The organism is Corallococcus sp. BB11-1, assembly GCF_026626625.1.
Taxonomy (GTDB): Bacteria; Myxococcota; Myxococcia; order Myxococcales; family Myxococcaceae; genus Corallococcus; species Corallococcus soli.
In genome coordinates, this window is record NZ_JAPNJY010000039.1 from 23,579 (window position 1) to 49,230 (window position 25,652).

At 73.1% G+C, this 25,652-nt stretch carries 17 protein-coding genes; 11 read left to right on the forward strand and 6 right to left on the reverse strand.

Going from position 1 to position 25,652, the window contains the following annotated elements:
- Positions 1-141 precede the first annotated feature (141 nt).
- A complete protein-coding gene (locus OV207_RS32670; RefSeq protein WP_267558978.1) occupies positions 142-2,745 on the forward strand; it encodes a M16 family metallopeptidase in 2,604 nt (867 codons plus the stop codon).
- A gap of 74 nt (positions 2,746-2,819) precedes the next feature.
- The gene (locus OV207_RS32675) at positions 2,820-3,686 is read left to right on the forward strand and encodes a 50S ribosomal protein L11 methyltransferase (RefSeq protein ID WP_267558981.1); all 867 of its coding nucleotides are present in this window, start codon (positions 2,820-2,822) and stop codon (positions 3,684-3,686) included.
- 252 nt (positions 3,687-3,938) lie between these two features.
- Here OV207_RS32675 and OV207_RS32680 read toward each other — a convergent pair whose 3' ends face one another.
- Positions 3,939-4,976 carry an asparaginase gene (locus OV207_RS32680; RefSeq protein ID WP_267558983.1) on the reverse strand — a complete coding sequence of 346 codons (1,038 nt, stop codon included), beginning with the start codon at positions 4,974-4,976 and terminating at the stop codon, positions 3,939-3,941.
- Between the two features lie 130 nt (positions 4,977-5,106).
- Between OV207_RS32680 and OV207_RS32685 the strand changes: the two genes are divergently transcribed.
- The 6 genes from OV207_RS32685 to OV207_RS32710 all read left to right on the forward strand — a co-directional run bounded on the left by OV207_RS32685 (position 5,107) and on the right by OV207_RS32710 (position 14,357).
- Complete coding sequence (locus tag OV207_RS32685; RefSeq protein ID WP_267558984.1) at positions 5,107-5,841, forward strand: 16S rRNA (uracil(1498)-N(3))-methyltransferase; 735 nt, start codon at positions 5,107-5,109, stop codon at positions 5,839-5,841.
- Positions 5,842-5,950: 109 nt separating this feature from the next.
- On the forward strand, positions 5,951-6,217 hold the full coding sequence (locus tag OV207_RS32690; protein ID WP_193346859.1) for a GlsB/YeaQ/YmgE family stress response membrane protein: 267 nt from the start codon (positions 5,951-5,953) through the stop codon (positions 6,215-6,217).
- A 161-nt stretch (positions 6,218-6,378) separates the two neighbouring features.
- Positions 6,379-8,244, forward strand: a complete 1,866-nt coding sequence (locus tag OV207_RS32695) for an RDD family protein (RefSeq protein WP_267558985.1) — start codon at positions 6,379-6,381, stop codon at positions 8,242-8,244.
- A gap of 50 nt (positions 8,245-8,294) precedes the next feature.
- Positions 8,295-11,429 carry a FrgA protein gene (locus OV207_RS32700; RefSeq protein ID WP_267558986.1) on the forward strand — a complete coding sequence of 1,045 codons (3,135 nt, stop codon included), beginning with the start codon at positions 8,295-8,297 and terminating at the stop codon, positions 11,427-11,429.
- 22 nt (positions 11,430-11,451) lie between these two features.
- Positions 11,452-12,984 carry an ATP-binding protein gene (locus tag OV207_RS32705; RefSeq protein ID WP_267558988.1) on the forward strand — a complete coding sequence of 511 codons (1,533 nt, stop codon included), beginning with the start codon at positions 11,452-11,454 and terminating at the stop codon, positions 12,982-12,984.
- On the forward strand, positions 12,981-14,357 hold the full coding sequence (locus tag OV207_RS32710; protein ID WP_267558989.1) for a sigma-54-dependent transcriptional regulator: 1,377 nt from the start codon (positions 12,981-12,983) through the stop codon (positions 14,355-14,357). Before OV207_RS32705 ends, OV207_RS32710 begins: the two co-directional genes overlap by 4 nt.
- Before the next feature lie 11 nt (positions 14,358-14,368).
- Here OV207_RS32710 and OV207_RS32715 read toward each other — a convergent pair whose 3' ends face one another.
- The 3 genes from OV207_RS32715 to OV207_RS32725 all read right to left on the reverse strand — a co-directional run bounded on the left by OV207_RS32715 (position 14,369) and on the right by OV207_RS32725 (position 17,933).
- On the reverse strand, positions 14,369-15,988 hold the full coding sequence (locus OV207_RS32715; protein WP_267558990.1) for a WS/DGAT domain-containing protein: 1,620 nt from the start codon (positions 15,986-15,988) through the stop codon (positions 14,369-14,371).
- 54 nt (positions 15,989-16,042) lie between these two features.
- Positions 16,043-16,846: a hypothetical protein gene (locus tag OV207_RS32720; RefSeq protein ID WP_267558992.1), complete on the reverse strand. Its 804-nt coding sequence runs from the start codon at positions 16,844-16,846 to the stop codon at positions 16,043-16,045.
- Positions 16,847-16,937: 91 nt separating this feature from the next.
- The gene (locus OV207_RS32725) at positions 16,938-17,933 is read right to left on the reverse strand and encodes a class I SAM-dependent methyltransferase (RefSeq protein WP_267558996.1); all 996 of its coding nucleotides are present in this window, start codon (positions 17,931-17,933) and stop codon (positions 16,938-16,940) included.
- Positions 17,934-18,390: 457 nt separating this feature from the next.
- On the opposite strand from OV207_RS32725, the gene OV207_RS32730 reads away from it, so the two are divergent.
- Entirely contained in the window at positions 18,391-18,798 is a 408-nt protein-coding gene (locus OV207_RS32730) for a hypothetical protein (protein WP_227026752.1), read from the forward strand.
- A gap of 85 nt (positions 18,799-18,883) precedes the next feature.
- Complete coding sequence (locus OV207_RS32735) at positions 18,884-20,260, forward strand: hypothetical protein (protein WP_267558998.1); 1,377 nt, start codon at positions 18,884-18,886, stop codon at positions 20,258-20,260.
- A 27-nt stretch (positions 20,261-20,287) separates the two neighbouring features.
- Here OV207_RS32735 and OV207_RS32740 read toward each other — a convergent pair whose 3' ends face one another.
- Positions 20,288-22,603, reverse strand: coding sequence for a PAS domain-containing protein (locus tag OV207_RS32740; RefSeq protein ID WP_267559001.1), 2,316 nt, complete (start codon positions 22,601-22,603; stop codon positions 20,288-20,290).
- Between the two features lie 112 nt (positions 22,604-22,715).
- Complete coding sequence (locus OV207_RS32745) at positions 22,716-23,870, reverse strand: site-2 protease family protein (RefSeq protein WP_267559002.1); 1,155 nt, start codon at positions 23,868-23,870, stop codon at positions 22,716-22,718.
- A gap of 167 nt (positions 23,871-24,037) precedes the next feature.
- On the opposite strand from OV207_RS32745, the gene OV207_RS32750 reads away from it, so the two are divergent.
- Positions 24,038-25,600, forward strand: a complete 1,563-nt coding sequence (locus OV207_RS32750) for an acyl-CoA carboxylase subunit beta (protein ID WP_193346849.1) — start codon at positions 24,038-24,040, stop codon at positions 25,598-25,600.
- The last annotated feature ends 52 nt before the right edge of the window (positions 25,601-25,652 follow it).

A 25,652-nucleotide genomic window follows, 5' to 3' on the forward strand; every position in this document is an offset into this window, starting at 1 on the left:
CTTCGCCTGCCTGGCAGGAGGAAGGCGGCACGGTCCGCTCGACGCGGGGGGCCCCGGACGTTAGCCAATGGGGCAAACATCACACCTCGCACACCTCGCCTTGCCTCCCCGAGGGGGCGGTGACAGCTTCGGACGTTCCCTATGGCCATCCGCTACGCCCTGCCCAACGGTCTCACCGTCGTCTTCGAAGAGCAGCACGCCGCCAAGGTCGCGGCCTTCCAGGTCTGGGTCAAGGCCGGCAGCGCGGACGAGCGGCCCGACCAGGCCGGACTCGCCCACCTGCACGAGCACATGCTCTTCAAGGGCACGGAGCGCCGCGGACCCGGCGAGATCGCCCGCGACATTGAAGCGCACGGCGGGGAGATCAACGCCTGGACGTCCTTCGACCAGACCGTCTACCACATCGTCATCGCCAGCCAGTTCGCCCGCACGGGCCTGGACATCCTGGGGGACGCGGTGCGCCGCTCCGCGTTCGACAAGGACGAGCTGGCGCGCGAAATCGAGGTGGTGTGCGAGGAGATCAAGCGCAGCTTCGACTCGCCGTCGCGCCGCGCCTCGCGCGGCCTGTTCGCCACCGCCTTCCAGACGCACCCCTACCGGCTGCCCGTCATCGGCACCGAGGAGAGCGTGCGCAGCTTCACCCGCGAGAAGGTGCTGGAGTTCTACCACCGGCACTACACGCCGAAGAACCTGGTGCTGTCCGTCGCGGGAGACCTGCGCGAGCCGGAGCTGCGCGAGTGGGTGGAGGAGATCTTCGGCGGTGACTGGGGCCGGCCCTACGCGGGCCCGGTGCCCCGCCCCCGCGAGGCGGCGCCCACCGGCCGGCGCATCCACATCCAGGCGGAGGACGTGAAGGAGGCCTACCTGCACCTGTCCTTCCCCATCCCGGAGCTGGAGCACCCGGACGTGCCCGCGCTGGACATGCTGGCGATGATCGCCGGCCAGGGCGAGTCTTCATGGCTGGTGCGCGAGGTGAAGCACCGCCAGCACCTGGTCAATGACATCCACGCCTCCGCGTACACGCCCAAGGACCCCGGCATCTTCTCCGTGGCCCTGACGCTGCCGCCGGCCCAGGCGACGAAGGCGCTCACGCAGGCCGCGCGCGTGCTGGAGGCGCTGCGCACCACGCTGGTGCCCGAGGACGAGCTGCGCACGCTCAAGTCCGCGGTGGAGGCGGAGTCCGTCTACCGCAAGGAGACGGTGCAGGGCACCGCGCGCAACCTGGGCTCGTACCAGACGAGCCCCGGCGGCCTGGAGTCCGAGGCCCGCTACATGGAGGACATCCGCGGGCTGAAGCGCGAGGACCTGCTCCGCGTCGCCCAGAAGTACCTGCGGCTGGAGCACGCCATCTTCACCGCGCTGGTGCCGCCGGCCGCGGAGCTGACGCAGGACGCGGTGAACACCGCGCTGGACGAAGCGGCCAGGGCCCCGGGCCTCACGCCCCCGGAGCGCGCGGCCCGGCCGGTGCCCCCCGAGGCCCCGGCGCGTCCGGCCCGGAGCGCGGTGGCCTCCGCGCGTTCGGAGGTGCACCAGGAGAAGCTGCCCTCCGGCGCGACGCTGGTGGTGCGCGTGGAGCCCCACGTGCCGCTGTTCTCCATGCGCGCGGCCTTCTCCGGCGGCCTGCGCTACGAGACGCCCGAGGACAACGGCATCACCACCCTGGTGAGCCGCACCCTCACGCGCGGCACCGCCACGCTCAGCGCGGATGAGGTCTCCCAGCTGAGCGACATCTACGCGGGCAACGTCAGCGCCCAGGGCGGCCGCAACTCCGTGAGCCTGAAGGCGGACTTCCTGTCGCGCTATTTCGAGCCGGGCTTCCGGCTGTTCGCCGACTGCCTGCTCAACCCCGCCTTCCGCGAGGAGGAGGTCGCCCGGGAGCGGGCGCTGCTGCTCCAGGACATCCTCACCCGCGAGGACAAGCCGTCCAGCCTCGCCTTCGAGCTGTTCGCGCGCACGCTGTACCGCGAGCACCCGTACCGGCTGCCGCTCACGGGCGAGAAGGCGTCGGTGGAGAAGCTGGGGTCGGAGCAGCTGCGCGCGTACCACCGGGCGCACATGGACCCCTCGCAGATGACGTTGAGCGTGGTGGGCGACGTGCGGGTGGAGGAGGTGCGGGCGCTGGCGCTCGAATACTTCGGCACGTCCCGGGGCGGCGCGGTGAAGGCGAAGCCGGTGCTGCCGGAGGCGCCTCCCTCGTCAGCGCGCACGGAGAAGAAGGAGCTGGCGCGCGCGCAGACGCACCTGGTGATGGGCTTCCAGGCCGCGCGGCTCACCGACCCGTGGCGCATCACGCTGGACGTGCTGTCCACGGTGCTGTCGGGCCAGGGCGGCCGGCTCTTCGTCGAGCTGCGCGACAAGCGTTCCATGGCCTACAGCGTGAGCAGCTTCTCCATGGACGGGTTGGACCCGGGCTACTTCGCCGTCTACATGGGCACGAGCCCGGAGAAGGTGGACGCGGCCGTGGCGGGCATGCGCAAGGAGCTGGAGCGCATCCGCGACGAGCCGATTCCGGACGCGGAGCTGGAGCGCGCCAAGCAGCACATCATCGGCGCGTACGAAATCGACCTGCAGCGCAACAGCGCCCGCGCGACGCTGCTCGCGCTGGACACCTGCTACGGCGTGGGGCTGGACAACTTCCTGCACTACTCCGAGCACGTGGCGAAGGTGACCGCCGCGGACGTGCAGGAGGTGGCCCGCCGGGTCATCGACTTCGACCGCATGGCCATGGCCGTCGTCGGGCCGTAGCGGGGTCGGAACTGACGTGCGTGGGAGCGTCCAACGGCGCTTCCACGCCGCACCGGCTGGGGTAGAAGGGGCGCATGTCCCAGACCTACCTTTCACTCACCGTGGATATCGCGGAGGAAGCGTCCGAGATTCTCCAGGACCTGCTCCATGAGTCCGGCGCCCTGGGCCTGGAGGTCCGCGACCCCGACATGCCCATCATGCCGGGCGTGCGCGCGCCTCCCCCGGGTGAGGCCATCGTCGTCGCCTACTTCGAGGACCGCGAGAGCGCCGAGGCCGCCCGCGACGCCGTGGCCGAGTCCCACCCGAGCGCGCGCATCACCCTGGACGAGCAGCCCCAGCAGGACTGGAGCAACGAGTGGAAGTCGCTCATCAAGTCCGTGCAGGTGGGCCGCCTCTGGGTGGGCCCGCCCTGGGAAGCGGAGAACGCGCCCAAGGACAAGCTGCGCATCGTCATTGAACCGAAGATGGCCTTCGGCACGGGGGACCACCCCACCACCGCGCTGTGCCTGGCCGCGGTGGACGACTTCATGGCCACGCACCCGGGCGCGAGCGTGCTGGACGTGGGCACCGGCACGGGCGTGCTCGCCATCGCCGCGAAGAAGCTGGGCGCGGGCACCGTGGTGGGCACCGACAACGACCCCGTCTGCGTGGAGCTGGCGCGGGAGAACTGCACCGACAACGCGACGCCGGACCTGGACATCTCCGAGCGCGAACTGACGCAGGTGCCGGGCACCTTCGACCTGGTGCTCGCCAACATCCTGGCCAACACGCTGATCGAACTGGCGCCCCTCATCGTCGCCAAGGCGAAGGACCGGCTGGTGCTCGCGGGCGTGCTCGCGCACCAGCGGGTGGACGTGGAGGCCGCGTTCCGCCAGCTCGGGTGCAAGGTGCTGGCGGGCGCGCAGCAGGGCGAGTGGGTGCGCATCGACTTGCAGCGCTGAAAACAAAGGGGGGTCGGGTCGCGAACGGTGTCCGCCAACCCGACCCCTGCCTTGGACTCGCGAGGCTTTCCCCCTTTACCTCAGGACCTCGCGACTCCCGCCGTGTGCCGGGAGTCATTGCAGTCCCCATGCCCGCCTGGCGTGTCCCGGCGCCCCGGAGAAGGGCCGGACGGGGCCCCCGGGGTTGTAGCGGGGCGGGTTACGGGGCGCGGCGCGCGTGTGACCTTCCGCGCTACAGCGGGTCTCCGGGCGTCACGCGAAGCCGAGCGACCCGGCCACGCGCAGGGAGCCCACCGCTTCACCCCGGGTGTTGAAGAGGCGCGGCTCCGAGTGGTGTTCCAGGCCCGTCATGGGCAGCGGGATGCCCTGCTGTTCGGCCACGAAGCGGAGCACGGTGAGCAGCGCGGGCGGGGCGCAGCGCGCATCGCCGTCCTCCACCTTGAGGGCCACGCCCAGCCGGGCCCGGGGCAGCGCGGCGCAGTAGACGCCCTCCGCGCCAATCTTCACCACGGCCTCCCCCTGGAAGGCCGTCATCAGGTCCGTGCAGGCGCGCCCCTTCCCCGCGACCAGCTCCGGGTGCGCCAGCATCGCTTCACGCAGGCGGCGCGCGCCGGGGTCCTCGGAGATGCCGAAGCGGGCCCACGCGGTGGCCATGGCGCGCAGGGGCAGGCCGAAGCACACCGCGAGGCAGCCATCCACGCCCGTCACCAGCGCGTCGCGCGGCAGGCCCGTCCACTTCGCGATTTCATCCTGGATGCGCTCCTGCACCGGGTGGCCGGCGCTGGCGTAGCCCTTCGGGTCCCACCCGTGGTGCCGGGCCAGCGCGAGCATCCCCGCGTGCTTGCCGGAGCAGTTGTTCCACCGGGGCGTCAGCGCCACGCCCGCGCGCAAGGCCTCCTCCGCCACGGCCTGTGACAGCGGGGGATGCGGGCCGCACGCGAGCTGGTTCTCGTCACAGCCTGACGCGCGCAGCATCTGCATGGCGAGCGCGCGGTGCACGGGTTCGCTGGAGTGGGACGCGCACGCCAGCGCCAGCTCGCGCGAGCCGAAGCCGTAGCGGTCCGCCGCGCCGTCCTGCACCAGGGGCAGCGACTGGAAGGGCTTGGCCGCCGAGCGCCAGAAGGTGACGCGGTCCGGGTCCCCGGCCGCCGCGACGAGTTCGCCCTCCGCGCTCACCACCGCGACGGAGACGACGTGGAGGGACTCGACGAAGCCGGAGCGGGTGGACTCGACGACGAAGGTGGGCGTGGAGGTGGACATGGGCGTGGCGGCCCATAGCAGGGCGGGCATCCGCGTGTCCCGCCGCACCGGGACGCGTCCGGGGCTTCCAGGGGAGACGTGTCCAAAAAAGGGGAAGCCGGGGCTGGTGTCCAGGCGGGGGCTGCTGAATCCTTCGCGCCCCTCCTCCAAGGAAGTCGCCGTGGTCCGCCTCTTCGTCCCCCTGCCCGAGCCCGCCCCTTCCGACGTGACGCTCACGGGCGAGCGCCGCCACTACCTGGTGCACGTGCTGCGGCTCGCTGACGGCGACGCGCTGGAGGTGTTCGACGGCCAGGGCCGCGCCTTCGAGGCGCGCGTCAGCAGCCTGGGCGCGGAGGAGGTGCGGCTGGTGCTGGGCACCGTGCGCGTGACGCCGCCCGCGCGCGAGATGAGCGTGCTCCAGGGACTGCCCAAGGGGGACAAGCTGGAGTGGGTGCTGCAGAAGGGCACCGAGCTTGGGGCCACCGCGTTCCACCCGGTGGCGACCGCGCGCAGCGTGGTGAAGCTGGAGCCGAAGCGCGCCGAGGAGCGCACCCAGCGGTGGTCCAAGATCGTCGAGGAGGCCGCGCGCCAGTGTCGCCGCGACGACGTGCCGCGCGTGCACCCGCCGCGTCCGCTCCTGGAGGCCGCGCGCGCACTGACGCCGGGCACGCTCCTGCTGGTGCTGGATGAAGAGGAGTCCGCGGTGCCGCTGGGCGAAGCGTTCCGGAGCGTGGGGCCGGGCACCCCGGTGGCGCTGGTGATTGGCCCCGAAGGCGGGCTGGCGCGCGAGGAGGTCACGGGCTTGCGCGAGCTGGGAGCGCGGCCCGTCACGCTGGGGGCGCGCATCCTGCGGACGGAGACGGCGGCGCTCGCGGCGCTCGCGGTGATGCAGCACCTGGACGGCTCGCTCGGGTAGCAGGCGGGCGGACAGGCCCTCTCCCCAGCCTGGGTCACGGATCCGTGTGCCCATTCCTACGTTTCTGCCATTCGGGACCTCGCGGGTCCCTCAATAAGGAGAGACTCTCATGGGGATCATCGCATTCATCATCATCGGCCTCATCGCGGGCCTCATCGCGCGGGCCATCCTCCCTGGCAAGCAGAGCATGGGCCTGGTGGCCACCACCCTGCTGGGCATGGTGGGCTCGCTGGTCGGCGGTCTCGTCGGCTCGCTCTTCCAGCGCGACGGGCGGCTCTTCGACCTGCATGCGTCCGGCATCATCATGTCCGTCGTGGGATCGATCCTCGTGCTACTCCTCGTCGGAGCAGCGGGACGGCGCCGCGTCCACGCCTAGCGTGAGCCCCCGCGCAGCGTCCCCTGAGGATGGCTGCCGCTGGGTTGATGAGCCCCTGACGGTTCCTCGGGCGAGGGACCTCGGGGGCTTGTCCTTTTCTTGCTACAGGCCTGAATGCGGCCTTTCATGGCGGCGGTTGTGCGCATCGCCAGGAGGATCCGTTGTCCAAGTGCCTGAAGTGCGGCGCCTCGCTGCCGCCGGTCGGAGATTGCACTGCTTGCGCCGCCACCGCCGCGCGCCCACCCACGGTCGCCCCCGTCCCGAGCCTGCTCGACCGCGACATCCACATTGACCGCCGCAAGCTGGGGGAGCGCAACGCCCCGGAAGCGACCACCCTCGATGGCGAGCCGCTGGAGCCGGAGACGCTGCGAGGCACGCCGGCGTTCGCGATGGAGCCTCCGCGCGGCCCCATCACCCCGCCGGGCATGACCCCGACGGTGCGCCCGGCCACGGGTGCGCCTGCTCCTCAAGCCGCGCCCCGCGCCGCCGCGCCTCGGCCCGCGGCGCCCCCCCAGGCTCCAGCCGCCGCCCCTCCGCGTGCCGCCGCGCCGCGTGCTTCCGTGCCCGTGACGGATGGACCGATGGCGCGCGCGCCTGCGTCGCCGGCGGATGCGACGCTGCGTGCCGCCGTGCCGCAAACCGATGCGCCCGTTCGCGCCGCCGCACCTCACGCGGATGCGACCGTTCGCGCCGCCGCGCCGCAAGCCGATGCGACCGTTCGCGCTCCCGCCCCGCACGCGGATGCGGCGGTTCGTGCAGCGCCGCGTGCACCTGCTCCGCCGACGGACGCCGCGCGGGCCTCCCAGCCTCAAGCGGATGCGGCGGTTCGCGCTCCCGCCTCGCACGCGGACGGTCCGCCGGGCCGGGCTCCCGCGCAGCCAGAGCGCGCCGCGGCTCCCCGTGCGGCCGTGCCCGCCTCCGCGGCCCCTGTTCCTCCGCGCGTCGCACCGCCTCCCGCGAACGCCACTTCCGGCGCCGTGCTCCCGCCGCGTCCCGCAGTCGCGCAGCCGCCGAGTGCATCCCCGCAGGCCGCGCGCGCCGCGCCCACCCCGCCTCTGTCGGAGGCGGGCTTCCAGAACCCCGGTGTCGCCGTGCCTCGCGCGGCGCAGGCCCCGGTGAGCGCGGAGCCCCGTCCGGGGTCCGTGCCCACGCCGGCCTACGGTACGGAGGCGCACGGTGCGCGTCCCGTGCCGGCCCCTGGCCTGCCACGTCGGGACGCCGCGCCCGCGCAGCCCTCCTCCGGCCTCCCGCGCATGGAGGCTCCCGCCCAGGCCCCCTCCGGCCTCCCGCGCATGGAGGCCCAGGCCTCGTCCGGAACGCCCCGCGCGGAGTCCTCCGACCCGGCTCCGGTCGCCTCGGGCCTGCCGCGGCGGGAAGCAGCCCCCGCGCCGGCCCTGTCGCTCGCGGACGAGCCCTCCTTCCTTCCCCCGCTGGAGACGCCGGCCGTCGCCGCTGCTTCCGCGTCGTCCGCCCCGGGAGTGTCCCGCATGGAAGCCTCGCCCGCCCCCGCCGCGTCCTCGAAGTCGAAGGCCCCCGCGCCGGCCCCGGTCGCGGGTGAGGTCCACGCGCGCCCCGCGTCGCTGTGGCGGCGCCTGCTGTCGTTCACCGTGGACACCGCGGCCATTGGCGCCGTGGCGGCGGCCTACATCGTCCTCGCCTCTTCGATAGCGGGCGTGAAGGGCCCCCAGCCGGGCCTGACGGGGCTGGATGCCTTCGTGGCATGGCTGCGCGCCCTGCACACCGTGCTGCTGCCGGGCATGGTACTGGTGCTGGTGCTCGCCACCGTGTACTGCGCCGTCGCGGCCTTCCTCTGGAATGGACGCACCCTGGGACGGTTGCTCCTGGGACTTCGGCTGGTGGACACCCATGGCATGGCGCCCACCCCGGGCCGGGCCATCTTCCGGGCCCTGCTTGCCGGGCTTTCCTTCGTTCTCTTCTTGGGCGGCTTCTGGATGGCGCTGTTCGACCGACGCGGCCAGACCCTGCATGACAAGCTGACGTCCACCTTCGTCGTCCAACCGAGCTGAAACCGGCTCATTGTGCCTTGCGGCCGCGGCCGTAAGATGCCGCGGCCTTCATGCCTTCCCGTCTTGCCCAGCACCTCGTCTCGCGCGGCCTCCTGTCCCAGGAGCAGGCCGGGGAGTTGTTGCGTCAACACCAGGCCCAGGGTGGCCACCTCGACACCGCGCTGATGGAGCGCGGCATGTCCGAGCAGGACGTCCTCGCCATGCTCGGCGAGGCCTCCGGCTTCCGGCCCGTGAACCTGGTGGACTTCGAGCCCAACCAGGAGGTCGCCACCTTCATCCCGCCGAAGATCGCGGAGCGCCTGAGCGTGGTGCCCCTGTCCCTGGACGGCACCACGCTGCACGTCGCGTGCGCCTACCCGGTGCCGAAGAAGGAGCTGGACGAAGTCGGCTTCCTCCTGGGCAAGCCGCTGGAGCTGTGGGTCGCCATCGAGCTGCGGGTGCGCGAGTGGATCTCCATCATCTACCGCCAGCCGCTGCCTCCGCGCTTCGTCCAGCTTGGTGACGCGCTGGCCGCGCAGCAGGCCGGAAGCCACACCCCGCCGCCGCCTCCTCCTCCCGAGGACGAGTCCATGTCGGTGGACATGGTGGAGCAGCTCGCGCGCTCCGTCGCCCAGGAGCCCGTCGCGCCCGAAGGCCGCCCCGCCGCGCCGCGTGAGCCCGCGCCCGCGGACATCCCGCCGCCCGCGTACGTGCGCGAGCCCCTGCGCCTCAACACCTCCGCGGGTCCCGTCACGTCGGCCCGCGCGGTCCAGCGCCCCACCCCGCCCCCGGCGCCCGCGGACATCCCGCCGCCCGCGTACGTGCGCGAGCCCCTGCGGCTGAACATGCCGGGCACGCCGGCCCGCGCCACGCCCGCCGCGCAGCCGCCCCCCGCCGCGACGCCCCCGAACCGGAGCGCGACCGCGCCCGCTGGCGGCGCGCCCCCGACGCTCCATCCCCCCGGCGAGCGGCCCCCACCGCCTCCGCAGGCCGTGCCCGTGCTGACGCCCGTGGGGCCGGCCACGCCCCAGGCCCCCACGACCGCGGGGATACCGCCGCAGCCCCGCGCCGCGCCGCCGCAGGCCCCGGGACAGCCGCCCTCCGCGCGCCCGTCCACGCCCCAGGCCTCGGGCCGGGGAATCAACACGGACGGTGTCTCGGGAGTGACGGGTCCGCAGGGCACGTCCGTCTCCGCGCCACCGGCTTCCGCGCAGGGGGTTCGACCGGGCGCTTCCGCCCAGGCGACCCCACCACCAAGCGCGGCTGCCCAGGCCCAGAACGCCAGGCCGGGCGCCTCCGCGCCCACGGCGCCCGCGCAGGGCCCCTCCGGAACGCAGCCGCCCGCCACGGCGCCGCAGCCCTCCGCGCAGGGCGCACGACAGGGTCCCACCGCGCCGCCGCAGGCCCCGGGCGCGCGTGCTCCCGCGACGACGCCGGTATGGCCTCCGGCGCCCGCGCAGCAGGCCCGTGAAGCCGCGCGCGCCGCGACGCCGACCCCGCCGCCCGTTCCCCCGACGCCGCCCCGGGGCGAGCCGTCGTTCATCATTTTCAGCAACCCGGCGTCGAACCCGGGCGCGGCCCGTCCGCGCGGCGCGCCCGAGGGTGCCGCCCCGGTGCCGGGCGCTTCGAGCGCGCCGGGAGCGCCGGTGCCGGACTGGACGCTGCCCCAGGCTCGCTCCGCGCTGCGCGAGGCGACGCGGGATCGCGACCGGCTGGTGGACGTGGCGCTGCGCTTCGGCCGCCGCACGTTCGACTACGTGGCCGCCTTCGCGGTGGTGCGCGGCGCGGCCGGCGGTTGGGACGCGCGGGGCGAAGGCCTGGACGCGAGCGCCCTGTCGCAGGTGTCCATCCCGCTGGACGCGAGCAGCGTCTTCCGCACCGTGGCCGTCACGCGGGGCAGCTACGCGGGCCCGCTGCCTCCGGACGCGCTCACGCGGCACTACCTGGAGCTGTTCGGCCGTCAGGCGCCGCGCACCGTCTTCCTGTACCCGGTGGAGGTGAAGGGCCGGCTGGTGGCCATCCTCTACGGGGACTGCGGCCAGAAGCCGATGAGCCAGCGCCGGCTGAGCGACTACATCCTGTTCTGCCAGGACCTGCCGGCCGCCTTCCAGGAGCTCATCCTCTTCCGCAAGCAGCGCGTGGCCGAGCTGCGCGCGCCGGAGGAGGAGGACATCAGCATCGACGTGGACGTGCCCGGCTTCCCGGCCGCGTCCCTGCCCGCCCCCGCGCCCGCCGTGGTCGCGGGCCTCGGCTGGAGCCCGTTCTTCGGTCGGGGTGGCGTGGCCAACCTGGGCCGCGCCGCCGCCATGCCGCCGCGCGTGCTGTCCCCGGAGGAGCGGCCGCCCCCGGACTTCGCGCCCCTCCTGCGCCGGCTCACGGGTCCGGACGCCGCGCAGCGCTCCAGCGCGATGGCGGAGCTGGCGCGCTCGCCCGAGGCCAGCGCCCGCGTGCTCGCGCAGCACTTCCCCGGCCCCACGGCCTGGAGCCGCCTGCCGGTGGTGGAGCTGCCGGAAGCGGACGAGCTGGGTCCCATCCCCGCCGCCCTGTCGCGCCTGGGCCGCCCCGCGGCCGTCGCGCTGGCGCCGCTGCTGGACTCGAACGACGCGGACGCGCGCTACCTGGCGCTGCTCACCGCGGGCAACCTGCCCTACGCGGAGCTGGTGGACGGGGTGCTGCGCGGCCTCTTCGACATGGAGCCGGACATCTCCAGCGCCGCGCGCGTGGCCGCCGCCGCGCTCAAGCACCTGCCGCGCCTGGATGCGTCCCTGCGCGACCTGCGCCAGGAGCTGACCAGCCGGGACGCGCTGCGCCGCTCCCTGGCGGCCCGGGCCCTGGGCACGCTGCACGACCGCGACGCCATCGAGGGCCTCATCAACCTCACCGGCAGCGACGACGCGATGTGCGCGCAGGCCGCCGCCGAGGCGCTGCGCGAGGTCACCCGCGCCACGCTGGGCCTGCAGCCGCGCCAGTGGACGTCCTGGTGGGCGGAGAACCGCAGCCGCCGCCGCGCGGACTGGCTGGTGGCCGCGCTGCGCCACCGCGAGCTGGACGTCCGGCTGGCCGCCATCGAGGAGCTGAGCCGGGCCCTGCACGACACGCTCGGCTACTACGCGGACGCGCCCGACGCGGAGCGCGAGGCCGCGGTGCGACGCTGGGAGGCCGCGGCGGTGGACCCCGCCAACGCCCGCCGGCTGGGCATGCTCTGAGGTTCCCGCCCGGGAGCGCGCGATGACCGGCGCCATGTGGGTCAGCCTGTTGGCGTGCGCGGGGCAGCTCGCGCTCGCCGGCATCGCGCTGGCCCGCGTGGGCAGGAGTCCGCTCGCGCTGCCGCTGTCGCTGCTGTCCATCGCGCTGTCCACCTGGAACTTCTCCGCCTTCGGGCTGGCGCGCTCGGGCGACGCGGGCTGGCGGCTGGTGGGCTTCGCCGCGGCGCTGATGACGCTGCCGTGCGCGGTGCACTTCATCCTCGCGTTCGTGGGCCGCAGGCGCCGCTCCGCCTGGGCCATGTACGGCACCTACGGCGTGATGAGCGCGCTGGCGTTCACGATGCTCCTGGCCATCGGCGTGCCCGCGCTGGCGCAGCGGATCAACACCGTGGACTTCGGCGTCGCGGTGAGCGTGCTGGTGGTGCCCACCCTCGTCACCGGCTTCGTGCTGCTGGCGCGGCACCTGCGCCGCTCCGGACCGCCGGACGAGCGGGCCCGCGCGGGGCTGGTGCTGCTGGGGCTGGCGCTGCTGGTCGCGATGCTGCTCACGGACCTGGCGGCGGACATGGGCCTGCCCGTGATGAAGCTGGGCAACCTGGGCACGCTGCTGGGGCTGCCGGTGATGGCCACCGCGTCGCTGCGCTTCCAGCTCTTCGGCCGGGACGCGCGGGCCACGAGCGCGGCGGTGCACGCCGTCGTCCTGGCGCTGGTGGGCGTGCTCGCGTACCTGGCCCTCTTCCGCGCCTTCGCCGCCGAGTCGGGCGCGCTCGTCGTGGGCACCACCGCCATCACCTTCGCGCTGCTGGCGGCGGCCCGGCGCGTCGTCACCGGCTTCGTCACCCGGCGCGAGCGGCTGGAGCAGCTGGCCACGCTGGGGCGCTTCTCCGCGCAGATGTCCCACGACCTGCGCAACCCCATCGCCGCGCTCAAGGGCGCCGCGCAGTACCTCAAGGAGGAGCATGCGCGCGGCCACTCGTGGGAGGCGCACGGCGAGTTCCTGGACCTGCTGCTGGAGCAGGTGGAGCGGCTGGACCGGGTGGCGGGCACCTACCAGCGCCTGGCGCGCGTGGAGCCGCTGCGGCGGCCGCTGGACCTGAACCGGCTGGTGGAGGGCGTGCTGTCGCTCCAGGCGTTCGCGAACCCCGGCGCGGTGGCGCTGACGAAGGTGCTCGCCCCTGACCTGCCCCCGTGCGAGGGCGACGAGGACCTGCTCGCCAACGCGCTGGAGAACCTGGTGCGCAACGCCTTCGAGGCGATGCCCGCGGGCGGCACCCTCACCGTGCGCACCGGCGCGGACTCCGGCGCGGTGGTGCTGAGCGTGGAGGACACCGGCGCGGGCATGGACGCCCGCACGCGCGAGCGCGCCTTCGACGACTTCTTCACCACGAAGGCGACGGGCAGCGGCCTGGGGCTGGCCTTCGTGCGGCGCGTGGCGGAGGCACACGGCGGCACGGCGACCCTGACGAGCGCGGAGGGCCGTGGCACCATCCTGCGCCTGCGCCTGCCGACGGCCCCTGCCCAGCCGTCCGCGGTGTCCGAGGGAGAAGCCGCGTGAGCGAGCCGCTGAGAGGCCATGTGTTGGTGGTGGACGACGACCCGGCCCTGCTCAAGGTGCTGGGCGCGCTCCTCACGCAGGCGGGCCTCACCCCGCACCCCGCGTCCAGCGCGCGCGACGCCCTGGCCCTGCTCGCGCGCCGGCCCATCGACGTGGTGCTCAGCGACGTGCGCATGCCGGGCATGAGCGGCCTGGAGCTGCTCGCGGAGGTGGGGCGCGGCTGGCCGGACGTGCCCGTCCTCCTGATGACCGCGCACGGCACGGTGCCCCTGGCGGTGGAGGCGATGAAGGCGGGCGCGGCGGACTTCGTGCTCAAGCCCTTCGACCGGGAGGAGCTGCTCTTCTCGCTCCACAAGGCCCTGCTGCGCGCGCAGAAGGAACCGGAGCCGACGCGCGGCCCCGGCAAGACATCCGGAGGCTTGTTCGTGGGCGCGAGCCGGGCCATGGCGGACGTGCAGTCCCTGCTGGCGAGGGCCGCCGTGGGCACCGCCACGGTGCTCCTGCGAGGCGAGTCCGGCACCGGCAAGGAGCTGGCCGCCAGGGCCGTGCACGACGGCAGTCCCCGGCGCGCGGGCCCCTTCGTGAAGCTGCACTGCGCGGCGCTGCCGGACACGCTGCTGGAGAGCGAGCTGTTCGGCTACGAGAAGGGCGCCTTCACCGGCGCGGCCACGCGCAAGCCCGGACGCGTGGAGCTGGCGCACGGCGGCACGCTGTTCCTCGACGAGATTGGCGACGTGTCCCAGGCCGTGCAGGTGAAGCTGCTGCGCGTCATCCAGGAGCGTGAGTTCGAACGCCTGGGCGGCACGCAGACGGTGAAGGTGGACGTGCGGTTCGTGGCGGCCACGCACCAGCCCCTCGAAGAGCTGGTGCGCCGGGGCGCCTTCCGTGAGGACCTCTTCTACCGCCTCAACGTGGTGCCCCTCTGGCTGCCCTCCCTGCGCGAGCGCCCCGAGGACATTGAACCGCTCGCCCGCCACTTCCTGGACGTGCACGCGAAGGCCAACGGCCGGCCGCCGTTCACGTTGAGCGCGGACGGGCTCGCGGTGCTGCAATCCCAGCCCTGGCCCGGCAACGTGCGCCAGCTGCAGAACTTCATGGAGCGGCTGGTGGTGCTCTCCGACGGGCCCGCGCTCACGGGCCTGGACGTCGCGCGCGAGCTGTCCCGCCAGCCCGGCCTCGCGCCGCCGCCCGTCGCCGCGCCCCTGCCCACCACGGACACCGGCACGCTGGAGTCCCGGCGCAAGGACGTGGAGAAGGAGGCGCTGGTGGATGCGTTGAAGCGCGCGGGTGACAACCGCACGCTGGCGGCGCGGCTGCTCGGCATCAGCCGGCGCACGCTCTACAACAAGCTGGAGGAGCACGGCCTGCTGTAGGGGAGCAGGGCTCAGGGGGCCACCGTGGCCAGCGCCTCCACCTCTTCAAGGAACGCGGCGACGAGGGCCCCCGGGTCGGGCACGCGCGCCGCATCCGAGGCCACGCCCAGGGTCACCTGTCCGGCGTAGCTGAAGAGGCTCACGCCCAGCCCTACGTGGCCGGCCTGGGGCACCCAGAACGTGAGCCCGTCGAGCCGCGCCCCCGCCAGCGACACCGGCTGGCGCGGTCCCGGCACGTTGGTCGCGACGAGCGACGCCTTGGTGCCCATCACGTCCACGACGGCGCGCTCCAGCGCGGCCGGGGTGCGCCCGAGCAACTCCAGCGCGCCGGACGTCACCACGGCCTCGGGTGAGCGCTTGAGGGCTTCCATCCGCTTCGCCACTTCACGAAGCCGGCGGCGAGGGTCCTCCAGGTGGACGGGCAGCCGAAGGAACACGACGCCGAAGCGGTTGCCCAGCTCCCTGGGCACGGGCTCATCCAGGGGCCGCAGGTTCACCGGCACCAGCGCGTGCACGTCCCGCAGTGGGGCGTCCACCGCCGCGAGGTAGCGCCGCAGCGCGCCCGTCACCGCCGTGAGCAGCACGTCGTTCACCGTGCCCCCGAGCGTCTGACCCACGGCCTTCACCCGCGCCAGGGACACCGGCTCCGACCAGGCGGCGATCTTCCGCGTCCCCAGCGGCCCCCGCAGGGGAGAGCGGGGGTCGGGAGGCAATCCGAGCAGCTTCCCCAGCGCCGCCACGCCCCGCGCGCCATCGCGCACCAGGTCACCCGCGAGGATGGGCTCCTGCACCAGCTCCGCGCCCTTGCGCAGGGCAGCCCGCGCCCCCCGGGCCAGCCGCAGCCATCCCGGCGCGCGCAGCGACTCCGCACCCGAGCGCACGGGCGCTTCGCGCTCACGCGTCCGCGAAGGACTACGGGGCTCGTCATCCTGGAGCACAGAGGGTTCCGAGGCGCGAGCCTCCTCATCCCGGAGCGCGGAGAGCTCCGCGACCGTTTGCACGGGCGCGTCCCGGTCCCCAGTCCGCGAATCCGCGCGAGCCTCGTCATCCCGCGCGAGAGGCCGCACGCCCGCCGGATCCGGGCCCACCGGAGTGCCCGCGTCATCCTCACGCGCCGACACCTCCCGTGCCTCCCCGCCAGACGCGCTCCGCTCACGAACCGCCCCCTCCACCGGCTCCGTGAGCGACAGCAGCACCCGCGCGAGCGCGATGCCGTCCGCCATGCAGTGGTGCAGCCGCGCCAGCAGCACGTCACCGCGCGCCGCGCCCTTCACGATGTGCAGGTGCCACAGCGGCCGGGAGCGCTCCAGCGGCACGCCCAGCCAGTCCCCCACCACCGCCTCCAGCGCCGCGCGTCCTCCCGTGGCCGGCACGCGCAGCGTGGACAGGTGCGCGTCCAGGTCGAAGTCCGCCACGTCCTCCCAATGCGGCGCGCCCAGGGCTCCCGGCACCGCGCGCTGACGGAAGCGCGGGTAGCGCTCCACCAGGCGCTCGCGGACCACCGCGCGCAGCCGCTCGCGGTCCAGGGGACCGTCGAACCACAGCACCGCGGTGATCATCATCAGGTTCGCGGGCTCCTCCATCTGGAGCCACGCCGCGTCCATGCTTCCCATCCGCTCGCGGCCTGCCATGGCGTCCTTCTCACCCGCGCGCCCCCTCCGAGCAAGGCCCAAGGCCCCGCCCCGCTACGGCTTGGGCGGCGGCTCTGGGGCCCGGGGCTTCTCACGCTCGAACTGGAAGGTCTGCCGCGTGGCGCCCGGCACCGTCAGGATGAGCGAGTCCTCCTCCTCGATGGCGTACGTGTAGTCGCCGCCCTTGAACTTCCCCTTGGACAGCGGCACCACGCGCTCCTTGCCGCACACCGGCCCCAGCGCCTGTCCGTCCTGCGTGCGCAGCGCCAGCCGGTCCTTGCCCTTCAGCTCCACCCGCCCCCAGGCGCGCACCTCCAGCGTGCTGCCCCGTCCGAGCGTCGCGTCATCCAGCTTGGTGCGCAGCACGAAGCACCCCTTCGGCGTCAGCCGCAGCGACCGCGCGTAGTCCGAACGCGGCTGCACCTCCAGGCGGTCCTCCCTGCCCTGCTCCACGTCCGGGAGGCTCGCCGCGGACAGCACCCACGTGCCCACCAGCTCCGCCGGCACCGCCGTGCCCTGGACCGCCTTCGGCCCCTCGCAGGGGTCCTCCACCGGCTTCTCCGGACTCTTCGGCGCGGGCTCGAAGGCCCGCTCACACGTCAGCCCGCAGGACGAGGCCGCGCACTTCGTGTCGTCCGGCGCGCACGCGGCCTTGCTGGTGCAGGACTTCAGCCGGTCGAGCGATGCCTCACAGCCCTCCCGCAGGCACTTGTCGACGCACTCCGCGTCAATGCACTCCGACACACAGACCCAGTTGGTCCGGCCACACACCCCGGCCACCGTGCGCGGGGCCTGGGCGGCGGCGGGCAGCGCGGCGCTGGAGACGAGGAGCAGGACGAGGAGGCGGGACGGTCGCATGCGTACTGCAAGCTAGGCAGTCCCACCTCCAGCGACACCCGGAGGCAGGACGCCTGTCCACCGGCCATCACTCCGGCCCGCCGCACTGCCGTCAGGTGAACTGCCACCGCCAGGTGCGCGGATCCGCCGGGTTGGGCAGCTCCAGCTCGAACTCCAGCGTCTCGTAGCGGCTGAACTCGCGCGGCTCCACGCGCAGCAGCGTCATCGCCGAGGCGTTGCGCTCGCGCAGCGGGGACACGGTGAAGTCCAGCTCGGAGTCGAAGGCGACCTTGTAGAACAGGCAGAAGCCATCCACCCGGCCGTCCTCCTCCACCGGCCGCCGGACGCGCACGCGCGAAGGCAGGCCGTCCGCGCGCATCGTCTCCAGGTCGAAGCTGAACGCGACCTCCGGCTCACACAGCAGGTGGTCCACTTCGTACGAGCGCACCAGCCGCGTGAAGTACGACGGGCTCATCGCCTCGCGCAGCGACTGGAGGCAGCGGAAGTCCACGTGGGGCAGCTGCTGCGTCCAGATGAAGGGGACGCACGCCTCCTCGCGAAGCTGCACAGGCTCCACGAAGACCTCGAAGCGGTTGGGGAGGATGCGACCGCCGGGCTTGAGCACGCGCGAGCGCAGGTCCAGCATCCGGGGCACGAGCCCCGCGTCGAAGAGCGCGTCGCCCAGCAGCTCGTGCAGCAGCACGTCCGCCTTCTCCGCGGGCTGGAAGTGCCTCGAGGGCTCGCGCACGAAGTCGATGTGCTCCAGCCCGTTGCGGCGGGCCACCCACTGCGCGGTGTCCAGCAGGCGCGAATCGTCCACCGCGTACAGCTTGCGCGGGTGCTGGTGCGCGGCGAGGAAGGTCCGCAGGCCCGTGCCAGCCTCCACGTCCACCACCACCTGGTTCGGGCGCACGTAGCGCTCCACCGCCCGGCGCCAGGTCTCCACGCGCTGCGAATCGGCCAGCATCAAGTCCTGTGGCGCGGGGCTCGACAAGGTGAGGCTGTTGGGCGAATGCCGGCGCTGGAGCTGGGACACCAGCGGCAGGTGGCTGATACGCGAGCGCAGGTCCATCAACGCCTGACGAGGCAGGTCGAGCAGGTTCAACATGGCAATCCCCCCGGAAGGCCTGTGAAGGTCCCGAAGGCATGGGCCGGACGCCCCACCCTCAAGACCCGGACTCCGCACGATGCTGGAGTTCCCGGACCTGGCCCATCCGTCCTCGGGGCAGCCCTCTGTCCCCCCCTGAACACGCGCCTGCCCCGCCGTGACGCACGCCGGGCGATCCACGAAATACCGGGCCCGACAAGATAAAGGGATGACCCTGGAAAGACCTGACAGGACCGACGCAACCTCTCGGAATCCCAGCGAGCGAGAAGGGTCTTCCCACCGGCGGGGGTGTCGAAGACTGGCGCGTCCGACACGCCTCCGGGGCGGTCAAGAAATCGGGGCTCAAGCGTTTTCCATGGGGAACCTGAGGCCCCCAGGCCGCGAGGACGGCTCGCGGACCGGAGGCTCGATGTCGGTCATGCCTGGAGACGGAGCCCGTGGTGGAGAGGGGGCACTGATGATCCGAGCCATTGAGTCGCAGCGGGTGCAGGAGCGGCGTTCGGACCCGGCCGGGGTGCGGGAGTCCCCGGGGGACGCGGCCCGAACGGGGTGGGAGGCGCAGCCCTGGCGACGGCAGTTGCAGGACCCTCGGGGCCATGAGCACCGGGTGGCCCGCGCGGCGCTGGTGGAGGCGCTGCTGGCGGAGGGCTTCGGGGTGGAGGCGGACGTGGCGCGCTTCGCCGGGGCGCTGGAGGACCGGGGCGCCCTGAGCATCGGCCAGGTGGTGCGCTTCGCGGACGGGCTGCGGGTCCGGATGGCGCAGGCGACCACGGACGACGAGGTGTTGCAGCTCGCCTACCTGCGCCGCAACGCGGAGGAGCTGGCGGAGCGGATGATCGACTGGGCCAACGCGGGGCGCCTCTAGTCACCGGAGCCAGGCGGGCGTTGGTGGAGGGCGTCCGGGGCCGGAGTGCCTTGACAGGGGCGGTGGGGTGCTCTCACTTGGGGGGATGCTCGCCCTCGCCCTTGCCGCCACCCTGGCGGCCGCCCCCGCGCCCCGCGTCGCCGCCTCCACGGTGACGGTCCTCCACGTCCCCCAGTTCGACCAGCTCCAGGGGCTGACCGCGTTCATGACGCGCGCGGGGGCGTCCTCGCAGATGCTCAACCCCGCGTCGTGGCGGGGGGAGCTGCACCCGTTCCTGCCGCTGGACCCGACGCGGCCGGAGTCGCTGGAGGCGCTGGGCATCGACGCGACGGGGCCGCTGTCCGTGTCCATCCGTCAGGACGGGCGCCTGGCGTGCACGCGGGTGAAGGACGCGAAGGTGTTCCAGGAAGCGTCCGCGAACGTGCTCGCGCGCAACGGCGACGTGAAGGCGGGCACGGTGAAGGGCGTGACGACGCTGCGCGCGCCCACCGGCCTGGGCGGCTACGCGGGCTACGTCATCAAGGGCCAGGAGGCCTGCGCCTTCCTGAGCGCGGATGAGGACACGGCCCTGCGCAAGGAAGCGGCGAAGCTCGTCACGAAGGCGCCGGCAGCCGATGCGCGGATGGCCGCGGTGCCCGGGGTGCTGTACGTGGCCACGCAGCAGGGCGTCTTCGGGCTGGACGGCACGGCCAACGGGCTGAAGGTGGAGGGCACGGCGACGAAGCTGCCCCTGCCGCCCTTCCAGTCCCAGGGCACCAGCCCCTACGGCGCCATGGCGCCCACGGGCCTGCTCTTCTCCCGCGCGCAGGTGGCGCCCACGGGCGTGGCGCAGGCGACCGGGTCCATGCGGAGCCTGGCGCGCACGGTGTGCCCCGACTGCGACGAGGACCAGGTGAAGGGCGTGACGGACGCGCTGGCGAAGCAGCTCACCGGGCACATGTTGTTCGCGGTGGACTCGGTGCAGGTGAAGGGCTCGCTGCGCAAGCCGGAGGTGCGCTTCTTCGCCGCGAAGCAGGCGCTGGCGGCGGAGGTGCTGGACGCGGCGGCGGTGAAGGCCGCGCTGGCCCCGCTGACGCAGCTCCCGGGCGCGAAGGTGCTGGAGGACGGCTACATGCTGGAGGCGAAGGCAGGCCGCATCTACGTGCGGCTCAAGGGCAAGCACCTGGTGGTGGGCAACGACTCCACGGTGACGCAGGCGGTGATGACGTCCCTGCCGGAGAAGGGCGCGCCGCTCGCCCGCGCGGTGGACTTCACGTTGGATCCGAAGAAGGTGGCGCGAGCCCTGTCCCAGGTGTCGCTGATGGACGTCATGGGGGATGAGACCCTGGCGGCCTTCTTCGGCGCGAGCACGGAGCTGGGCCCGCTGCTCTCCAAGAGCGAGCGCATCACGGGGTGGCTGGACAGCGCGCCCAATGGCGCCCACCGCTTCCTGCTGAACTGGACGCTGCCGCAGAAGCCCTGAGCGGCCCGGCGCAAGGGGCCCGGCCCTTCAGGCAGAGCCTGTTCCGGGCTCCGGGCTCCGCGACAGCCGCACCGTGAACGTGGTGCCCGCGTCCGCGGTGGACTCGACCGAGATGTCGCCCCCGTGCGCGCCCACGATGGAGCGCACGATGTAGAGCCCCAGCCCCACGCTGCGGCCCGCCTTGTCCACGTCCTCCGTGCCCCGCTGCAGCGGCTGGAAGAGGGCCCTGAGCCGCTCGGCCGGAATGGGCGCGCCCTGGTTGTGCACGGCCAGCACCACCGCGCCGCCCTCCCCCCGCGTCTCCACCTGGACCGGCGTGTCCTCCGGGCTGTACTTGAGCGCGTTGGTGACCAGGTTCTGCACCACCTGGGACAGCCGGTCCGGATCCCACGTCCCCCGGCCATCGCCGGAGCGGCGCACCTGGAGTTCCCGGTGCGGGTAGGCGGCCTCCACCTCGTCCAACACGCCGCGCGCCAGCTCGTGCAGGTCCGCCGGCCGCCGCTCGATGCGGATGCCGCCCCCCAGGCGCGCCTGGGTGAAGTCCAGCAGGTCCTTCACCATGCGCGTGGCCCGCTCCGCCGCGTTCTGGATGCGCGTGACGCTCTTGCGGCTGCGCTCGTCCAGGTCCTCGCGCCGGGCCATGGCGGACACCCCCAGTTGGATGGCCGACAGCGGGTTGCGCAGGTCATGGCTCACGATGCCGATGAGGTGCTGCTCGAACTCCGCCTGTTGCTTGACCGCGCCCTCCAGCCGCCGCTGCACCGTGATGTCCTGGAGGAGCGCCACGTAGCCATCCGCCTGGCCCTCCGCGTTCCGGTAGGGATTGAACGTCACCCGCACGTCCCGGGTGCCCCCGAAGCGATAGGGCACGCCGTGCTGTTCGAAGGACAGCGCCTCTCCGGCGAGCCCCCGCCGCACGTAGGGGCCCAGCACCGCGTAGGCCGCCTCCCCGATGATCTCCCGCACGGGCTGCCCGAGCAGCTCCTCGCGCGTGTGGCCGAACCAGTCCTCGTAGGCCTTGTTGGCGAAGCCGTAGCGCTCGTCCGCCGTCACCAGCGAGACGAGCACCGGGATCGCGTCCGTCACCTGGCGCAGCTGCGCCTCTCCCGCGCGGACCTTCTCCGCCAGGGCCTCCGCGCGGCGCCGCGCCTGCACCGGCTCCGTGATGTCGAAGCCGAAGACGACGATGCCGTCCACCTTCCCCTGGGCGTCACGCAACGGCTGGTAGACGAAGTCGACGTACGCGTCCTCCAGTTCGCCATGGCCCTTCCGGGCGAAGCGCACGTGGGTTTCGCGCCCGATGTACGGCGTGCCCGTCTGGTAGACGTCGTCCAGCAGCTTCAAGAACCCCTGGGGCACCAGCTCCGGCAGCGCCTGGGCGACGGGCAGGCCCAGCAGCTTGCGCTCGGACCCGACGTGCAACTGGTAGGGCGGGTTGATGGCCTCGTAGACATGGTCGGGGCCCATCAACAGGGCGAGGAAGGCGGGCGCGTTCTCGAAGAGGCTGAGCAGCCGGTTGCGCGCCGCCTCCACCTCCGCCAGCAGCCTCTCCCGCTCCAAGTCCGCCTGCTTCCGCACGGTGATGTCGGTGACGGTCCCCGTGACGCGCGCGGGGTTTCCATCCAGGCCGGGGAGGACGTGCCCCCGGACCTCCACCCACCGGATGTCCCTGGACGGGAGCGAGGGCAGGACCCGATGTTCCATTTGGAACTGGCCGCCGTTGCGCCCCACCCTGGCGTCCTCGAACGCCTGGAGGAACCGCGGCAGGTCCTCCGGGTGACAGGTCCGGGTGGCCTGCTCGAAGGTGAAGGGCGCATCCCCAGGCAGACCGATGATGGCCCGGCAGCGGGGATCCGCCTCCCCTTCCCCGGTGCCCAGGTCCAGGCGGAAGCTGCCCGCGGCCAGGCCCTCCACGACGCCGCGCAGGCGCGCCTCGCTCTCCACCAGCGCCGCGCCGCGCTGCTGGTGCTCCAACACCGCCTCGGTGATGACCGAGGAGAAGAAGTCGGAGAGGACACGCACCTCGCGCAGCGTCACCGGCAGCCGCCGCGCCTCCGCCAGGTCCAGGATGAGTCCGCGCAGCAGGTCGTACTCGTGGACGAGCACCTCCAGGTTGAAGCCCATGCGGTGGCGCTGGCGCCCGTGCTCCCGCGCGTTCGGGTTCGTCGCCGGGACGGCGCCCTGTCGCAGGCAGGAGCTGAGCTCGCGCAGCACGTCCGGGATGTGGTCGCGCAGCACGGACGCGGAGCGCTTCTCCGGGGACAGGTGCTCCTGGATCTGGACGGTCCACCGCCGCACCAGCGGCTCCAGCTCGGCTTCAATCAGCGCCGCGAGCTCACTCACGCCCAGCCCCGACTCCTGCGAACAGCCACGCCACGCGGATCCTCCAAGGGCTTCTTGTCGTCCACAACCTACGCGCCGCGCGCGACCCTGGCGACCGTTGCTGCCCCCACGCTCACGCCGGACGCTCGCGCTGCCAGCCTGTCCGCGTCCCGTCCCGCTCCGCCTCCTGCTCCGCCCGGTTCATCCCGCGTTGGAGGTCATTCCAATCCAGCGTGCCCGCGAGCAGCCCCTCCTCGTCCACCACGGCCACCAGCGGCACGCGCGCCTCCGCCATCCGCCGCAGCGCCGTCCAGCCGTCCTCGTGCAGCGCCACCACCACCCCGTCCTCCATCGCGTCGCGCACCATGCGCCCGCCCCGCTCCGGCTCCGGCAGCGCCTGCACCGCCGCCCACGTCACGCGCCCCACCGGACGCCCCGCGTTCGTCACCGGCAGCGCCGCCACGCGCTCGCGCCGCAGCGCCCACTGCGCGTCCAGCATGGACAGGTCCAGGTCCACGCCCACCACCCGGGGCGTCATCATCGCCTCCACCTTCACGCGCTCCAGCGCCACGCGCATCCGCACCTGCTTCGACTCGGCCTCCGCGCCCATCAACACGAAGAAGGCAATCACCAGCGTGAACGGGTTGAACGACACCACGCCCCACACGCCGAACAGCACCGCGAACACCCGGCCCAGCCCCGCCGCCACCCGCGTCGCCTTCACCACCCCCAGCCGGGGCGTCAGCGCCGCGCGCACGATGCGCCCCCCGTCCATCGGGAACGCCGGCAGCAGGTTGAACAGCCCCAGCACCAGGTTGAGCATCGCCAGCGTGAAGCACGCGAACTGCCACTGGAACGCGCCCAGGCCGTGCATGAGCCACGTCACCCCGCCCAGCACCACCGCCAGCCCCAGGCTCGTCAGCGGCCCCACCAGCGCCATCAGCGCCTCGTCCCGCGGCCGCTTCGGCGTCTCCGCCAGCTCCGACACCCCCCCGACGATCATCAGCGTGATGCCGTGCACCTCCCCGCCATGACGCAGCGCATAAAGCGTATGCGCCATCTCATGGAGGAGCACCGACACGAAGAGCCCCACGGCCACGCCCAGCCCCCAGAGCAGGGGGTGTCCGCCCAGGGTCTCCGGCGGCACCTCCGCCGCGCTCGCGGCCTGCTGGAACGCCGCGCCGAAGGAGAAGGCCAGGAGCGGCAGGACCAGCAACAGCGTGAAGTGGACGCGGATGGGCACGCCCCGGAACGAGCCCACCTGGAGTGCTCCCGGCCTCGCTTGCATCGTCGCCTCCCCGCTCCCTCGCGCCCCACCCGGAGGACGCGTGTCGGAAATCCTGAACTTCCATCCCACCCCCTGCCGGTGCACGAAAAGCCCGCCCGTCCGCCCGTCCCTCCGGGGGCAAGGGAAGCGCTGCGACCGCCCCTCCAATCATGTTAGAGCCGCGTCCCATGGACGCGACCCCCGAGAAGGATCCTCTCCGCGCACGGCTCCAGCAGATGGAGAAGCAGGCCGAGCAGGGCGGCGGTGCCGACCGCATCGCCAAGCAGCACGAGGCCGGCAAGCTCACGGCCCGCGAGCGCATCGACCTGCTGCTCGACCCCGGCTCCTTCAGCGAGCTGGACAAGTTCGTCACCCACCGCAGCCACGACTTCGGCATGGGCGACAAGAAGATCCTCGGCGACGGCGTCGTCACCGGGTACGGCACCGTGGACGGCCGGCAGATCTTCGTCTTCGCGCAGGACTTCACCGTGTTCGGCGGCTCGCTGTCGGGCGCCTACGCGCAGAAGATCTGCAAGATCATGGACCTGGCCACCCGCGTGGGCGCGCCCGTCATCGGCCTGAACGACTCGGGCGGCGCGCGCATCCAGGAAGGCGTGGAGAGCCTCGCCGGCTACGCGGACATCTTCCTGCGCAACACGCTGGCGTCGGGCGTGGTGCCCCAGATTTCGCTCATCCTGGGGCCGTGCGCGGGCGGCGCGGTGTACTCGCCCGCCATCACCGACTTCATCATGATGGTGAAGGACACGTCGTACATGTTCATCACCGGCCCGGACGTCATCAAGACGGTGACGCACGAAGAGGTCACGAAGGAGGCCCTGGGCGGTGCGCTCACGCACAACCAGAAGTCCGGCGTGGCCCACTTCGCCGCGGAGAACGAACAGTCCGCCATCGCGATGACGCGCGAGCTGCTCTCGTACCTGCCCTCCAACAACCAGGAGGACCCGCCCGCGCAGCCCTGTGAGGACGACGCGTTCCGCGCCGAGGAGTCGCTCAAGACGCTCGTTCCGGCGAACCCGAACAAGCCCTACGACGTGAAGGAGATCATCCGCGCCGTCGTGGACGACAAGCACTTCTTCGAGGTGCAGGAGCACTTCGCCAAGAACATCGTCGTCGGCTTCGCGCGCATGAACGGGCGCAGCGTGGGCATCGTCGCCAACCAGCCCGCCATCCTCGCCGGCTGCCTGGACATCGACGCCAGCGTGAAGGCCGCGCGCTTCGTGCGCTTCTGCGACTGCTTCAACATCCCCCTGCTCACGCTGGTGGACGTGCCCGGCTTCCTGCCCGGCACCGACCAGGAGTGGGGCGGCATCATCACCCACGGCGCCAAGCTGCTCTACGCGTACGCGGAGGCCACCGTCCCCAAGATCACGCTCATCACGCGCAAGGCCTACGGCGGCGCGTACGACGTGATGGCGTCCAAGCACATCCGCGCGGACATCAACTACGCCTGGCCCACCGCCGAAATCGCCGTGATGGGCCCCGAAGGCGCGGTGAACATCATCTTCCGCGGCGAGTTGCAGAAGGCCCCGGACGCCAACGCGGAGCGCAAGAAGCTCACGGACGACTACCGGGAGAAGTTCGCCAACCCGTTCAAGGCCGCGGAGCTGGGCTACGTGGACGAGGTCATCCGCCCGGAGGAGACCCGCGCCAAGGTCATCCGCGCCCTGGAGATGCTCAAGGACAAGCGCCAGGAGAACCCGCCGCGCAAGCACGGCAACATCCCGCTCTGAGTCCCGGGAGGCGCTCGCCCGCCCTCCTCCGGCCGGAGGGCAGGCGGGCGTG